This is a genomic window from Streptomyces sp. NPDC048696 (genome assembly GCF_043198895.1).
GTDB lineage: Bacteria > Actinomycetota > Actinomycetes > Streptomycetales > Streptomycetaceae > Streptomyces.
The window spans coordinates 421,160-435,400 of sequence record NZ_JBICVJ010000004.1; the positions used below are offsets into that span (position 1 = coordinate 421,160).

Here is a 14,241-nt window from a genome sequence, read left to right on the forward strand (position 1 = left end):
GTAATCGTGCTTGATCCGCAGAGTTTGTACGAATGGGAGCCGAAGGGCCTCGCAGTCGTCGACATGGCGCTCGCGCAGGAGTCGGCAGGCCTGGTCATGCTGTACCACTTCGACGGATACATCGACGCGGGTGAGACCGGCGAGCAGATCGTCGGGAAGCTGCTCGACACCCTGCCCCACCAGGTGGTGGCCCGCTTCGACCACGACAGACTTGTCGACTACCGCGCCCGCCGCCCGCTGCTCACGTTCAAGCGGGACCGCTGGACGGACTTCGAGACGCCCGCGATCGAGGTGCGCCTGGTCCAGGACGCCACGGGGGCGCCGTTCCTGCTGATGTCGGGCCCGGAGCCGGACGTCGATTGGGAGCGCTTCGCGGTCGCCGTACGGCAGATCGTCGAGCGTCTCGGCGTACGCCTTTCGGTCAACTTCCACGGCATCCCCATGGGTGTTCCGCACACCCGCCCGGTCGGCATTACCCCGCACGGCAACCGCACGGACCTGATGCCGGGTCACCGCTCGCCCTTCGACGAGGCCCAAGTGCCCGGCAGTGCCGAGTCGTTGATCGAGTACCGGCTGATGGAAGCCGGCCACGACGTCCTGGGCGTCGCGACGCACGTGCCGCACTACGTGGCGCGCTCGGCCTACCCGGACGCGGCGCTGACCGCCCTGGAGGCGATCACGGCGGCGACGGGCCTGGTGCTGCCGAGCGTCGCCCACAGCCTGCGCACGGAGGCGCAGCGCACCCAGACCGAGATCGAGCGCCAGATCGGCGAGGGCGACGAGGAGCTCGTCACCCTGGTGCAGGGCCTTGAGCACCAGTACGACGCGATCGCGGGCGCCGAGACCCGGGTCAACCTGGTCGCCGAACCGGCGGATCTGCCGTCGGCGGACGAGCTGGGCCGGGAGTTCGAACGGTTCCTCGCGGAGCGCGAAGGCGACCTGTGACCGACGGCATGAGCGGCATCCCCTAGGCTGCCGCTCATGCTGAAGGTGGGCCTGACCGGCGGAATCGGTGCCGGTAAGAGCGAAGTGTCACGGATGTTCGTCTCGTACGGAGCCGTGCTGATCGACGCCGACAAGATCGCGCGCGAGGTGGTCGCGCCCGGAACCCCGGGGCTTGCGGCCGTGATCGAGGCGTTCGGTCCGGGAGTCCTGACGCCGGACGGCGCGCTGGACCGACCGGCCCTGGGCGCGATCGTCTTCGCCGACCCCGAGAAGCTGGCGGTTCTGAACGGGATCGTCCACCCCCTGGTGGGCGCCCGCTCGGCGGAGCTGGAGGCGGCCGCGGGCGCCGACTCGGTGGTGATCCACGATGTCCCGCTGCTGACGGAGAACGGCCTGGCCCCCCTCTACGACCTGGTGGTCGTCGTCGACGCCGCCCCCGCCACCCAGCTGGAGCGGCTGACCCGGCTGCGCGGCATGACGAAGTCCGAGGCCGAAGCCCGTATGGCGGCCCAGGCGACCCGTGAGGGGCGCCTCGCGGTGGCGGATCTGGTCATCGACAACGACGGCCCTCTTGAGGCGCTGGAACCCCAGGTCAGGAAGGTGTGGGGCGAGCTCGTCGAGCGCGCGGCCCGGCAATAGCGCCCCCACAGGGCGGCGGATGGCCGCGAATGACCGTCCCCGTATGCGTCGTGCAAAAACGGCACCCCGGTCCGTTCCCACGAGGAATACGATCGCGATGTGCTCTTCGTATTGGCGGGATTCACGGCCTTCGGTGGCCTGGTGGCGTTACTGGCCGGTGCCTACGGCCTGCGGGAGACCCGGCGCCTCGCGGCGGCGGGCGGGCTCGCCTGGGCGCTGGTCAAGCCCGCACCGCCCGGCTCCGGACGCCCGCTCCTGCAGTACGAGACGGTCGACGGCCGCGTCCTCGAACTGCCGTCCCCGGTTCCGCCGTCCCGCCGCGAACCGCTGACACCGGGCGGCCGTGTCCGGCTCTCCTACGACCCCGCCGACCCGCGCGATGTGATCCTGCTCGGCCGGGAACGCATGGGCCTGGACCGTTCGTTCATAGCGGCGGGAGCCGCCGTACTGGCCGTGGGGCTGGTCCTGGCGGCGGCCCTGTGAGGGCGCGGGCGGACTCGATGGCGGGCGGTGCGCATATGGAATAACCCAACTGGGCAATGCGTTGTCAACGCGCAGCAAGGGAAAGGACTCGACCGTGGCCGAGAGCACCCCGGAAACGCACGTCATCGACTTCCGCGCGGCGGAGCACCTGCTCGCGGCGAAGGACCCGCGCGGCGCGGTGAAGCTCCTCGACTCGGTCATCGCGGCTCACCCCGAGAACACCGCGGCCCGGCTGCTGCGCGCCCGCGCCTTCTTCGCCGCGGCCCAACTGCGCTCGGCGGAGCTGGAGTTCCAGCTCGTCCTGGAGCGGGAACCGGACAACGCGTTCGCGCACTTCGCCCTGGCCCGCACCTATGAGCGGACGACTCGGCCCGACCAGGCTCTGCGTCACTTCCGCCTGGCGGCCGCCCTGGACCCCAAGCCGGAGTACCTGGAGGCGGCCCGCTTCGACACCGCGGGCGACGCCTAGGGGTGCCGTGTGACGCCTACGGGTGCCTCGGTGACGCCCCCAGGGTGCGGCGGCCCTGAGACAAATCCGCCCGACCGGCCCTAGCGCCGCCTGGGCGGCTCGTACGGCGGGATGTCCGGACCGGGCTGGAAATGAGGGCCCTGGTGGATGTGGCGGATGATCATGCACAGGTCGACCGTGATCGCCGCGGCCAGGACCGCGCAGGCGGCCATCCAGCCGGGGCGGTCCTCCAGGGCGAAGCCCGCCGTACCGCCAAGGGCCCAGATCAGCCCCCATACGCTCAGCCAGAACCGCATCCGCAGTGGACTGCGCGCAGTCGTGGGTTCACTCCCAGTGCGCATGGCCATCGCCTCTTCTAGAGGGATTTTACCCACCGAGTGGCCGGAACCATCCGTCGTGTGCGGTGCGGGCGCCCGGCAACCCGCTTCTTCGCGCCATGGCGCCGCATAGGGTGACGCGCATGGTGGACGTGGACGCGCTGCTGCCGGTGGGGGACGAGCTGCCCGAGACGCTGCTCGACCTGGCCATACCGCACGAGGACATCAATGAACTGATCGCGCTGGCGCGGCGGGTGGAGCGCGACCCGGAGCTGCGGGCGTTTGTGGAGCGCTCCGTGCGGGAGCTGGTGTGCGACATCGGTGTGGTGGTCGGCGCGCGCGAACTTCCGCCTGTCCCGGAGGGGTTGGGCGACGCGGGGCGGCTGCTCCCCGTCGTGGTCCTCCTCGCGGCGTTGCCCTTCACGCGCGCGTACCACCGCGAACGGGGCGTGCCCGCCGACGTCACCCGCCGCACCCTCGCCGACCTCGGGCGCCACATGGCCCTGCACCGGCGACGGTACGGCAACGCGGGGCTGGTCAAGGCGCACTGGTTCTCGTTGCACTTCCGTGGCGAGATCTACCAGTTGGGCCGGTTGCAGTTCCAGCGTGCCCGGCTCTGGCGTCGGACGGGTGAGGCGCTGAGTGCGGCGGGGCTGCCCATGGGGGAGGGCGATCCCTGTCTGAGCATCCATGTGCCGGACTTCCGGGGCCCGCTGACGCCACAGGCGTGCGACGCCTCATTGGCACTCGCCCGGGAGTTCTTCGCGCGTCACTATCCGGACGAGTCCTATCGGGTCGCCGTCTGTGACTCATGGCTGCTGGACGCGCAGCTGGGGAAGTACCTGCCGGAGGACTCCAACATCCTGTGCTTTCAGCGCCGGTTCCGGACCTCGTTTCAGGATACGGAGGCTTACGACCGGGTCCCGGTCGGCTTCGTCTTCGGCGATCCGGATCTGCCGGTCGAGACCCTGCTCCAGCGGACGCCCGTCGAGCGCGCCGTCGCGAGCCATCTGCTCACGGGCGGGCACTGGTACTGCGGACACGGCTGGTTGGAGCTGTGACGGCGCTGTGTGCCCCCGCGCCGACGTCCGGCGGGCCCGAGCCCACCGGGCCGTCCTGACCGCCGTCAGTGGACGAAGGCGTAACTGCGCCAAGGCAGGGTGTTGGGCGCGATGTTGTCGGCGAGACGGCTCGGGATGTACTTCATCTCGTCGCCGCTGCAGTCCGGCGTCCGGTACATCCGCACATCGGCCAGTGTGTTGTTGAGGACGGCCGTCGCGCCGGCGGGAGCCGTCTGGTGGCAGCCCTTGACGGGCGGGCTGCTGATCTTGACGATACGTTCCGCCGCAGTCGAGTACGAGAAGGTGCCGACCGCCGTACGGTCGAGGGTCGCGCAGGCCGCCGAGGCGAGCGTGAGCAGCGCCGCACCGGCGGCGAGCCCCAGCCGCCTGCGCGTGGCGGCGGAGCGCGCCGACGCGGGCAGGGGCGACACGGGCTGGGGGACAGGCACGGACATGGGCGGTCCTCGTCTGTACGGCAGTGCTGCGGCGGTCAGTACCGCAACTCTTACCGCTGGACGCCCGTCGGGCATCCGGTGCGCGGCCGGCCGGGCGACATGACCCACATGATGAGCCCCCACATCCGGGCATCCGCTTGTGTGGTGCGCACATATCCCCCAGCACCACAGCGCCTGCCTAGCGTCTACCGCACAGTCGGATCAGCCTGGGCGAGGGGGGTACGGACGTGCGAAGCAGACACAGTGCGGGGTGGCGAGCTGTACTGGCCGTGACGGCAGCACTCGGAGCACTGGTGACCGGGGGAGGCGGCGCCACGGCCGCGACCCACACCGTCGGGAGCGCCGCAGCGCCCTCGTACCTCACCCTGGAGGCCGCCTACGGAGCCGGGACCGTCACCAACGGCTGGGAGAAGGTCGAGCGCTACCGCGACACCACCCCCGGCTTCCAGGCGACGGCCGCCGAGGGCTACCCGCCGGACGGGCGCGGAAACCAGGACGGCGTCCGCGTCACCTATTTCGGTGACGCGGCCCGCCCCACCTCGGACCGCTTCCTGCTCTACTCGGCGCCGGGCTGGAACACCGGGGCGAAGACCACCCCCGTCCTCCTGGTGCACGGAGCCAACGACACCGCCGACCGGGCGTGGGCCAACCCGGGCGAGGCGGGCGGTTACGGCTGCGGCGCCCTGTCGTGCCCCTCGACCGGCCTGATGCAGTACCTCTCGGCGCGGGGCCACCGCGTCTTCGCCATCGGCTTCGCCCACAAGCAGGGCGACAACCTGATGCAGGCGCAGGCCGTCGGCGACGCCGTCGCGCTCATCAAGGCGAAGCTCGGCGTGGCCCAGGTGGACCTGGTCGGCTGGAGCAAGGGGGAGATGTCCACGCGCGCGTACGTCTCGTCACTGAAACCGGCCTGGGGCCGCGCGTACGCCGGTGACGTACGGAAGCTGATCACGCTCGGCGGCCCCAACGGCGGCTTCGACTACCCGTACGCCCACGGCTGGGCCCATGACTTCTCCATCTGGCCGGAGTGCGGCGGCAAGATCAACGCGCCCTCGCCGCACTCCCGGATGACCTGCTACGGGACGTACACGGCCCATCCCGAGTTCTCCATGACGCCCTCCGGCGGCTATGACGACTACCCCGGCCAGCGCCAGATGCTGGCCCGCTGGGACGGCGTGTACGGCGTCGACCAGACGGCGCAGGACTGGTACACGACGTACTACGGAGGTCAGGGCTTCTACACGGCGGGCGACGGCATCCAGTCGGCCATCGACGCGGGCTCCCTGGTCGGTCCCCTGCAGCGGGCCGGAATCCCCGCCTCCGTCACGACCTACCTGCTGGCGGGCGGCTCGCCGGACGTCATCGGCATCTTCAACGAGAACCGCGGCCCCAGCGACGGAGTCGTCTTCGTCTCCAGCGCGCTCGACACCACCGGCGTCGCCAAGGTCGGCGCCACGGCCACCGTCGCCGGTGCCAACCACCTCGAACTGGGCTGGAACAGCGCGTCACAGGCGCAGGTCGCCTCCTGGCTGGCCTGACCGCCCGACCCGCTTCCCGAGCCCGAGGACGGCCCGTATGACCACGCTCACCGCACGCCGGATACCCACCGCCCGCCTCACCCAGCACATCCTGGAGGACGCCTCCAAGGACGTGGGCGAACCGGTCGTCTTTGTGCACGGAAACGTTTCGTCGTCCATCTTCTGGCAGGACGCCATGCTCGTCCTGCCCGAGCGCTACCGGCCGATCGCCGTCGATCTGCGCGGCTTCGGCGGCACCGACCCGCTGCCGGTCGACGCGACCCGTGGACTGCGCGACTACGCCGACGACTTGGCGGCGCTCCTCGATGTGCTTCATATGGAGCGAGCACACCTCGTCGGCTGGTCCATGGGGGGTGGCGTGGTGCTGCAACACATGAGGGATCGGCCGACTGCCGTTCGTTCGTTGACGCTCGTCAACCCCGTGTCCCCGTACGGCTTCGGCGGCACGCAGGGGTTGGACGGGCGGCTCAACTCGCCGGACGGGGCCGGTTCCGGCGGCGGCACCGCCCATCCCGACTTCGTCCGGCTGCTGGCCGAGGGCGACCGGGGCGAGGAGTCCCCGCTGTCGCCTCGCGCCGTCCTCGCCTCCTACTACGTCAAGCCGCCGCTGCGGCCCGAACGCGAGGACGAGTACGTCGAGTCGATGCTCAGCACGCGCGTCGGGGACGACCACTACCCGGGCGACAGCCGCCCCTCGCGCGCGTGGCCCGGCGTCGCACCCGGCACGCGAGGAGTCCTCAACTGCCTTGCCCCCACCCACTTCCGCGTCGACGATCTCGACATCGCGGTCGCCGGGCTGCCGGTCAAGCCGCCGGTGACCTGGGTGCGCGGTGAGGACGACATGATCGTCTCCGACACCTCGCTCTTCGACCTCGCCCACCTCGGCGCGATCGGCGCGATGCCCGGCTGGGACGGCACCCCGGCGCAGCCCATGGTTGGCCAGACACGGCACGTTCTCGGGCGTTACGCGCGCGTGGGCGGCAGGGTACGAGAGGTGACAGTGCCCACAGCCGGGCACGCGGTGCACGTCGAACGCCCGAAAGAGTTCGGCGAGGCGCTGCTGGAGACGCTGGCCGAAGGAGTCTGAGGCGCGGATGGAATCGATGGGCACGCGCGTGTGCACGACCCGGCAGGGGATGGTCCGAGGACGCACCGGGAGTGACGGGGTGACGTCCTTCCTCGGCATCCCGTACGCGGCACCGCCGTTCGGCCCACGGCGCTTCCTCGAACCGGTACCCGCCGCCCCCTGGGACGGTGTGCGCGACGCCTTCGACCACGGCCCGTCCGTGCCCCGCGCCCCGTACGCACCGCCCATGCACGTCCTGATCCCCGACGCCGACAACGGGCAGGGCGAGGACTGCCTCAACCTCAGCGTCCGTACCCCGCACCCGGGGCCGGGCGGCGGCCTTCCGGTGCTGGTCTGGCTGCACGGCGGGGCGTTCTCCAACGGATCGGGCTCGGTGTCCGCGTACGACGGGACGTCCTTCGCGCGCGACGGCGTCGTCTTCGTGAGCCTCAACTACCGTCTCGGCACGGACGGTTTCCTGCGGCTGCCGGGCAGGCCGGACAACCGGGGGCTGCTCGACCAGATCGCCGCCCTGGAGTGGGTCCGCGACAACATCGAGAGTTTCGGCGGCGACCCGGACCGGGTGACGGTGTTCGGCGAGTCGGCGGGCGCGATGAGCATCGGCACGCTCCTCGCGCTGCCACGCGCGCGTGGGCTGTTCCACCGGGCCATCCTGCAGAGCGGCGCAGCCCACCACTTCCTGCCGCCGGACACGGCCGACCTGATCACCGCACGGCTCGCGGCGAAGCTGGGCATCGAGGCCACGGGGACGGCGCTCACGGAGGCGTTCGCCCGGGTGCCCTTCGCGGACCTGCTGCCGGCCCAGGCGGGACTGCGGGCCGAGATGGGCGCCCGCCCGGACCCGGCGGTGTGGGGCGAGGCGATCCTCAACATGATGCCGTTCGAGCCGGTCCTGGACACGCTGCCGCTGCCGTCCCCGGACTGCGGGGTGGACCTGCTGGTCGGCAGCAACCGTGAGGAGTACCGCCTCTTCCTGGTCCCCACCGAGCGTCTGCACCTGCTGCCCGAGGAGAAGCTGCGCAGCACGACGGCGGAGTACGGGCTCGACCCCGACAAGGCCCTGTCCGTCTACGCCGAGAGCCGCCCCGGTGCCGCCCCCGGCGAGCTCTTCGACGCGGTCGCGACCGACTGGTTCTACCGCATCCCGGCGATCCGCGCCGCCGAGTCCGTCCCCGGCTCGCACCTGTACGAGTTCGCCTGGCGCTCGCCGTCGTACGGAGGTCTGCTCGGCGCCTGCCACAGCGCGGAGATCGCGTTCGTCTTCGACAACCTGCGCGACCCCGCGAACGCCCCGATGCTCGGCGACAGCCCGCCGCAGGCCGTCGCGGACGCCATGCACGGCGCGTGGGTGGCCTTCGCGCAGACCGGGGACCCGGGCTGGGACGCCTACGACCGCCGGACCCGCACGACGATGGTCTTCGGCGCCTCGTCCGACGCTCCCACCGAGCTGGTGCGGGACCCGCGTGCGGCGGAACGTGCCTTGTGGGAGGGGGTGCGCTGAGGCGCCGGTGCCCGATTGTCAGACCCCGCCCGTAAGGTCGTAGGTCAGTCGCGGATCGCCCGCTGATCCATGGCTCTACGTTCGAAGGGGGGTGACCGGACCATGACGCAGGCCGAGCCGACGGTGGTGCTCGCGCACGAGCCGGGCGTGTCCGCGGCCGCGGTGTTCCTGCCCGCCGGGCTGCCGCGCCAGGGCAAGGTCGCCTTCTGGGACCCGGCGGGCGGGGCGCTGCCGGGTGCGTCCGCCACCGGGCAGCGCCTCGGCGCGTCCGCCGAGGTGGTCGACCTGACTGTCGTCCGGCGCCACGGCGGCGGCGCCCGCAGCCGTACCGTCGCCGCTCTGCTGCTGCCCGTGGCCGAAGCCCTGCCGCTGCTGGTCCGGGCCCGGCACCACCCCGCCGCGCATCCGGCGGCCGCCGCCTGGGGCGCCGCCGCGCTGCACGCCCTGCACCTCGTCGCGCGCGGCAGGCTCCTGCCCGGCCTGACCGGGACCGACCACGACGCCTGGCGCGCGGGCCCGCTGGACGCCGACGACATCGCCCAGCTGCGGGCGATCGCCGCCGCGATGCCGTACGAGGCGTATGGGGTGCCCGTCCCGGGCCGCGGCCCGCTGCGGCTGCCGGACCCGGAGGCGCTCGTGCGGGCCTTTCTGGACGCGGTCGCGGACAGCCTGCCGCGCACCCCGGCCGCTGCCCACGCGGCCGGACCGGCGTTCGCGTCGGCCGAGCCCCAGCATCTTCCCAGCGCGCGCGTATGGGCCGCCGAGGCCGCGGCCGGCATGGACGCGGGCGTCCGCGTGTCCCTGCGGCTCGACCTCTCCGGGTACGGGCTGTTCGACAGCGACGAGGAGGAGGACGCGCGGCGGGCAGGCTCGGCGATCGTCCAGGTCCACAGCCTCGCCGACCCCACCCTGGTCGTCGACGCGGCCGGGCTGTGGGCGGGAGAGCGGGCCGACGCGTTCGGCCCCCGCGCGCGGATCGACGCGCTGCTCGCGCTGCGCCGCGCGGCCCGCGTGTGGCCACCTCTGAGCCTGCTGCTCGAACGGTCCGTACCGGACGTGCTGGCGCTCACCGAGAGCGAGCTGTACGACCTGCTGGGCGCGGCCGCGACGCGCCTGGACGCGGCGGGAGTGTCCGTGCACTGGCCGCGCGAGCTGGCCCGGGGGCTGACCGCCACAGCCGTCGTCCGGCCCGCGCCCGGCTCCGCGACGGACGGCACGTCGTTCTTCGATGCCGGTGAACTGCTCTCCTTCAACTGGGAGTTGGCGCTCGGCGGTGAGCCGCTGAGCCAGTCCGACATGGACGCGCTCGCCGAGGCCCACCGTCCGATCGTGCGGCTGCGCGGCCAGTGGGTGGTGGCCGACCCGGAGCTCGTACGCAAGGCCCGCAAGCGGGACCTGGGGCTGCTCGACCCCGTGGACGCCCTCTCGGTGGCGCTCACCGGCACCGCCGAGGTCGACGGCGAGACGGTCGAGGCGGTGCCCGCTGGCGCGCTCGCGGTGCTGCGCGACCGCCTCACCGACGGCCCGCAGGCCGCCGTCCAGCCCGCCGGCCTGGACGCGACCCTGCGCGACTACCAGCTGCGCGGGCTCGCCTGGCTCGACCTGATGACCTCGCTGGGCCTCGGCGGCTGCCTCGCCGACGACATGGGCCTCGGCAAGACGATCACTGTGATCGCCCTCCATCTGCGCCGTGCCCGCACCGAACCGACGCTAGTGGTCTGCCCGGCCTCGTTGCTCGGCAACTGGCAGCGGGAGATCGCCCGGTTCGCGCCTGGCGTCCCGGTCCGCCGCTTCCACGGCAGCGGCCGCAGCCTGGAGGGTGCCGGGGGCGGCTTCGTGCTGACCACGTACGGCACGATGCGCGGCAGCGCGCCCCAACTGGCCGCGCACACCTGGGGCATGGTCGTCGCCGACGAGGCACAGCACGTCAAGAACCCGTTCTCGGCGACGGCCAAGGCTCTGCGCACCATCGCGGCGCCCGCGCGGATCGCTCTCACCGGCACCCCGGTCGAGAACAACCTCTCCGAGCTGTGGGCCCTGCTCGACTGGACGACGCCGGGGCTGCTCGGCCCGCTCAAGTCGTTCCGCGCGCGCCACGCACGGATCGTCGAGAACGGCGAGGACGAGGCGGCCGCCGAGCGCCTGTCCCGGCTCGTCCGTCCCTTCCTCCTTCGGAGGAAGAAGTCCGACCCGGGCATCGTGCCCGAGCTGCCGCCCAAGACGGAGACCGACCACCCCGTCCCGCTCACCCGCGAACAAGCCTCCCTCTACGAGGCGGTGGTACGCGAGGCGATGGCCGGTGTCGAGGCGGCGGAGGGCATCGCCCGCCGAGCCCTGATCATGAAGCTGCTGACCGCCCTCAAGCAGATCTGCAACCACCCCGCGCAGTATCTGAAGGAGACCGCGCCCCGTCTGCACGCCCGCTCCGGCAAGCTCACCCTCCTGGACGAACTCCTCGACACGATCCTGGCGGAGGACGGCTCGGTCCTCGTGTTCACCCAGTACGTGTCGATGGCCCGGCTGCTCTCCGCCCACCTCACCGCGCGCGGGGTCCCCTCCCAACTCCTGCACGGCGGCACGCCGGTGGCCGAGCGGGACCGTCTGGTGGACGTGTTCCAGTCCGGCGAGGTGCCGGTCTTCATCCTCTCCCTGAAGGCCGCCGGCACCGGCCTCAATCTCACCAGGGCGGGCCATGTCGTCCACTACGACCGGTGGTGGAACCCGGCCGTGGAGGAACAGGCCACCGACCGCGCGTACCGCATCGGCCAGACGCAGCCGGTGCAGGTCCACCGTCTGATCGCCGAGGGCACCGTGGAGGACCGCATCGCGGACATGCTCGCCGCCAAGCGCGCCCTGGCCGACGCGGTACTGGGCTCCGGCGAGGCCGCCCTGACCGAACTCACCGACCGCGAACTGGCGGACCTCATCTCCCTGCGGAGGACCGCATGAGCCGCCTCCCGGTCACGCGGTACGACGACCGCCGCCGCGTCTTCCCCGCGCTGGGCGCCCGTACGGAGCGGACCGGTACGTGGTGGGGCACCGCGTGGGTCGAGGCGCTGGAGGACCTGGCCCTGGACCCGGCCAGGCTGGCCCGGGGCCGGAAGTACGCGGAATCAGGCCACGTCGATGCGATCACGGTCACGCCCGGCCGGATCACCGCGTACGTCCATGGCTCCCGCCCCCGCCCGTACCGAACGGAACTGCGCCTGCGCACCCTCCCCGACCAGGTGTGGGAGGACTTCCTGGACACGGCGGCGCAGGACCCGGCCCACATCGCGGCCCTGCTGGACAAGGACCTGCCGCACACGCTGGCCGACCACGTCGACCTGCTGCCCGCCCCGGGCGATCTGATCCCCGACTGCTCCTGCCCGGACGACGGTTACCCCTGCAAGCACGCGGCGGCGCTCTGCTACCAGACGGCGCGGCTCCTCGACGAGGACCCGTTCGTCCTGCTGCTGATGCGCGGCCGGGGCGAGCAGGAGACGCTTGCCGCGCTCACCCGCCGCAACACCGCCCGGATGGCGGTGGAGCGGGATGCCCCGGCGCCCGAACTCCCCACGGTCGCCGCCCGCGAGGCGGTCCGGCCCCGCACCCGGCCCGAGCTTCCACCGCCGTTCCCGCCCCCGGCGCGCGCGGGCCACCCGCCCGCCTTTCCCGCACTGCCGGGCGCCCCCGACCCGCTCGCGCTCGACCTGCTGGGCACCGAGGCGGCGGCCCGGGCCCACGCCCTGCTGACCACCGGTGAGGACCCGATCGCACCGCTGACCACCTGGCAGGACGCGGTCCGCCTGGCCGCGGCGCACCCCGGTTCGGGCATGACCTCCACGACCCGGGCGCTGTACGCCGCGCTGTCCCGGGCCACCGACCGCAGCCCGACCGACCTGGCCCGTGCGGTGGCGGCCTGGCGGCAGGGCGGCGTAGCGGCCCTCACGGTGCTCGAAGAGCCCTGGGACCCCCCGGCCGGCCCCTTCGACCGCGCCCGCCCGGCCCTGGCGACCGCGGGCCACCCGGGCTTTCGCCCCTGGCGCAACCACCTCTCCACCTCCACGACCCAACTCCGCTACGGCCGCGACGGCCTCTGGTACCCCTACGAGTCGGACCCGGACCGCGAGGACTGGTGGCCCTGGGGGAGGGCGGGGCGGGATCCGGTGGAGGCGATATCCCGGCGTCCGTCGGCCGACGGGCCGTAACCGCGCCCCGCCGCCCACGCCGCGAGTACCGCCTCGATCTGGGCCGCCACCCGTGCCCGGGCCCGGTTGCGGGGGACGCGGGACATGAGGAGTTCGTCGTAGGGCGTGTCCAAGTGGCGTACGGAGGCGCGGACCGCGGCTGTGACCGCGTCCTCGTCCAGGGCGCGGCCCGCCGCGCTGCGGCCCACCCGGCCGCTGCCGCGTACCGAGGCGTGGGTCGCGATGTCGTGGGCCCGGGCGGGTGGGCAGCCGGGGAACAGACGCAGGATCTCCGCCTTCAGGACGGCGGTGAAGCGTACGTCATCGGCGGTCCGCCGGAGCGCGTCGCGTGCGCGGCGGCGTGCGCGCGCCTCCGCGTCGGCCAGGCAGCGCTGTTCGGCGGCCGCGAGCGCGGCCTCCTCGACGAGGACGCCCTGGCGTTCGTAACGGCGCCGGCGGCGGTTGAAGCGGATCACGACGGCGGCGAGCGTGCTCTCCTGGCGGGCGCGGCGCGTCAGGGCCGTGTCGCCGCGCGGCAGGAAGACGAGGTGGCCGAGGTCCGCGCAGTCCAGACACCGTGGCGCGCCCGAATCCAGGACGAGCCGGGGAAGCGGGCCCCGCTCGCATTCGACGCACCGGTGACGTCCTCGGGGTTCTATGACGAGAATGGGCGGCTCCCTGTCAACCGGGCATCGGGCGCCGGACGCCCGGGGACATCGGTATACGGCGCGAACGCGATGCGGCGCGACGACTCTCTCCCTTCTCGATCCCTCAATAATCAGTCGTGCAAACCGGGTTGGAATCGCTAGCGTTCATCGCGTGGCGAAACTCAATCAGATCATCGCAGTCGAAAAGGGAATCAAGTCGAAGTCCCAGCAGGACCTGACGTCCGCTCAGCACGGGCTGCAGAAGCCCGCGTTGCTCGCAGGCATCTCCCGGACCTATCAGCCGAAGGACGAGGAAGGTGAGCAGCTGCCGCCCGAGTCGACGTTGGTGCAGGTCAAGGCAGAGGACGTGCTCCGCGAAACTGCGGTGACGCTCACCCGGCTGTTCGATGTGACCGCCACCAAGGACTGGGCGAACTGTGAGGCTCGCGCCGACATCACCGTCGACGGGCGAGTTCTCGTCGCCGCGGCCCCGGTTTCGTATCTGCTCTTTCTTGAGAAGCAGCTCGCGGACATCAATACGTTCGTGCGCAGGCTGCCGGTGCTCGACGCCGCCGAGTCGTGGGTGCAGGACCCGTCCACCGACTCCTGGAGGACCGAGCCGGTACGGACACTGCGTACGAAGAAGGTGCCGCGCAACCACGTCAAAGCGGAGGCGACCGAAAAGCATCCGGCCCAGGTCGAGGTGTATTACGAGGACGTTCCGGTCGGCTACTGGACGACCGTGAAGTTCTCCGGCGCACTGCCCGCCCGACGGGTCAATGAACTGCTCGCCCTGGTCGAGAAGGTGCAGCAGGCGGTCAAGTTCGCCCGCGAGGAGGCCAATGGCATCGACGTCACCGATCAGCGTGTGGGTGACGCGATATTCGGCTATCTGTTCAGCCAGTGACCGGCTGACCGGATAGCGTCAAG

The 14,241-nt window shown here is 72.2% G+C and carries 13 protein-coding genes and 1 pseudogene; 11 read left to right on the forward strand and 3 right to left on the reverse strand.

Features of this window, described 5'->3' with window-relative positions:
• Positions 1-63: 63 nt before the first annotated feature.
• The 4 genes from ACGFRG_RS11035 to ACGFRG_RS11050 all read left to right on the forward strand — a co-directional run bounded on the left by ACGFRG_RS11035 (position 64) and on the right by ACGFRG_RS11050 (position 2,536).
• Positions 64-945 (forward strand): PAC2 family protein, encoded by an 882-nt coding sequence (locus tag ACGFRG_RS11035; protein WP_393263314.1) that lies wholly within the window; start codon positions 64-66, stop codon positions 943-945.
• Between the two features lie 36 nt (positions 946-981).
• Complete coding sequence (gene coaE / locus ACGFRG_RS11040; protein ID WP_361430178.1) at positions 982-1,584, forward strand: dephospho-CoA kinase; 603 nt, start codon at positions 982-984, stop codon at positions 1,582-1,584.
• Between the two features lie 99 nt (positions 1,585-1,683).
• Positions 1,684-2,067 (forward strand): DUF3592 domain-containing protein, encoded by a 384-nt coding sequence (locus tag ACGFRG_RS11045; protein ID WP_393263177.1) that lies wholly within the window; start codon positions 1,684-1,686, stop codon positions 2,065-2,067.
• A gap of 94 nt (positions 2,068-2,161) precedes the next feature.
• Positions 2,162-2,536 (forward strand): tetratricopeptide repeat protein, encoded by a 375-nt coding sequence (locus ACGFRG_RS11050; protein WP_188274232.1) that lies wholly within the window; start codon positions 2,162-2,164, stop codon positions 2,534-2,536.
• Between the two features lie 80 nt (positions 2,537-2,616).
• On the opposite strand, the gene ACGFRG_RS11055 is transcribed toward ACGFRG_RS11050, so the two are convergent.
• The gene (locus tag ACGFRG_RS11055; protein ID WP_393263179.1) at positions 2,617-2,877 is read right to left on the reverse strand and encodes a DUF6343 family protein; all 261 of its coding nucleotides are present in this window, start codon (positions 2,875-2,877) and stop codon (positions 2,617-2,619) included.
• A 119-nt stretch (positions 2,878-2,996) separates the two neighbouring features.
• Between ACGFRG_RS11055 and ACGFRG_RS11060 the strand changes: the two genes are divergently transcribed.
• Complete coding sequence (locus tag ACGFRG_RS11060) at positions 2,997-3,914, forward strand: acyltransferase domain-containing protein (RefSeq protein WP_393263181.1); 918 nt, start codon at positions 2,997-2,999, stop codon at positions 3,912-3,914.
• 65 nt (positions 3,915-3,979) lie between these two features.
• On the opposite strand, the gene ACGFRG_RS11065 is transcribed toward ACGFRG_RS11060, so the two are convergent.
• Positions 3,980-4,369, reverse strand: a complete 390-nt coding sequence (locus ACGFRG_RS11065; protein WP_361430183.1) for a hypothetical protein — start codon at positions 4,367-4,369, stop codon at positions 3,980-3,982.
• Positions 4,370-4,638: 269 nt separating this feature from the next.
• Between ACGFRG_RS11065 and ACGFRG_RS11070 the strand changes: the two genes are divergently transcribed.
• From ACGFRG_RS11070 to ACGFRG_RS11090, 5 genes are all read left to right on the forward strand, one after another.
• Positions 4,639-5,907, forward strand: coding sequence for a lipase (locus ACGFRG_RS11070; RefSeq protein ID WP_361430185.1), 1,269 nt, complete (start codon positions 4,639-4,641; stop codon positions 5,905-5,907).
• 37 nt (positions 5,908-5,944) lie between these two features.
• Positions 5,945-6,994, forward strand: a complete 1,050-nt coding sequence (locus tag ACGFRG_RS11075) for an alpha/beta fold hydrolase (RefSeq protein ID WP_393263184.1) — start codon at positions 5,945-5,947, stop codon at positions 6,992-6,994.
• 16 nt (positions 6,995-7,010) lie between these two features.
• Entirely contained in the window at positions 7,011-8,495 is a 1,485-nt protein-coding gene (locus tag ACGFRG_RS11080; protein ID WP_393263186.1) for a carboxylesterase/lipase family protein, read from the forward strand.
• A gap of 102 nt (positions 8,496-8,597) precedes the next feature.
• Complete coding sequence (locus tag ACGFRG_RS11085; protein WP_361430188.1) at positions 8,598-11,444, forward strand: DEAD/DEAH box helicase; 2,847 nt, start codon at positions 8,598-8,600, stop codon at positions 11,442-11,444.
• Entirely contained in the window at positions 11,441-12,685 is a 1,245-nt protein-coding gene (locus ACGFRG_RS11090) for an SWIM zinc finger family protein (protein WP_361430189.1), read from the forward strand. The genes ACGFRG_RS11085 and ACGFRG_RS11090 overlap by 4 nt, the downstream gene beginning before the upstream one ends.
• A gap of 8 nt (positions 12,686-12,693) precedes the next feature.
• Here the strand turns inward: ACGFRG_RS11090 and ACGFRG_RS11095 are convergent.
• Positions 12,694-13,332: pseudogene (locus ACGFRG_RS11095) on the reverse strand (DUF2293 domain-containing protein); the annotation flags it as partial.
• 151 nt (positions 13,333-13,483) lie between these two features.
• Here ACGFRG_RS11095 and ACGFRG_RS11100 point away from each other — a divergent pair.
• Entirely contained in the window at positions 13,484-14,218 is a 735-nt protein-coding gene (locus tag ACGFRG_RS11100; protein ID WP_393263188.1) for a hypothetical protein, read from the forward strand.
• Positions 14,219-14,241 lie beyond the last annotated feature (23 nt).

What these genes read in the sequence shown, in the direction of transcription:
- ACGFRG_RS11035 (WP_393263314.1), top strand. Translation starts at nt 64, where the DNA reads ATGGCGCTCGCGCAGGAGTCGGCAGGCCTGGTCATGCTGTACCACTTC.
- coaE (WP_361430178.1), top strand. Translation starts at nt 982, where the DNA reads ATGCTGAAGGTGGGCCTGACCGGCGGAATCGGTGCCGGTAAGAGCGAA.
- ACGFRG_RS11055 (WP_393263179.1), bottom strand. Translation starts at nt 2,877, where the DNA reads ATGCGCACTGGGAGTGAACCCACGACTGCGCGCAGTCCACTGCGGATG.
- ACGFRG_RS11060 (WP_393263181.1), top strand. Translation starts at nt 2,997, where the DNA reads ATGGTGGACGTGGACGCGCTGCTGCCGGTGGGGGACGAGCTGCCCGAG.
- ACGFRG_RS11065 (WP_361430183.1), bottom strand. Translation starts at nt 4,369, where the DNA reads ATGTCCGTGCCTGTCCCCCAGCCCGTGTCGCCCCTGCCCGCGTCGGCG.
- ACGFRG_RS11075 (WP_393263184.1), top strand. Translation starts at nt 5,945, where the DNA reads ATGACCACGCTCACCGCACGCCGGATACCCACCGCCCGCCTCACCCAG.
- ACGFRG_RS11080 (WP_393263186.1), top strand. Translation starts at nt 7,011, where the DNA reads ATGGGCACGCGCGTGTGCACGACCCGGCAGGGGATGGTCCGAGGACGC.
- ACGFRG_RS11085 (WP_361430188.1), top strand. Translation starts at nt 8,598, where the DNA reads ATGACGCAGGCCGAGCCGACGGTGGTGCTCGCGCACGAGCCGGGCGTG.
- ACGFRG_RS11090 (WP_361430189.1), top strand. Translation starts at nt 11,441, where the DNA reads ATGAGCCGCCTCCCGGTCACGCGGTACGACGACCGCCGCCGCGTCTTC.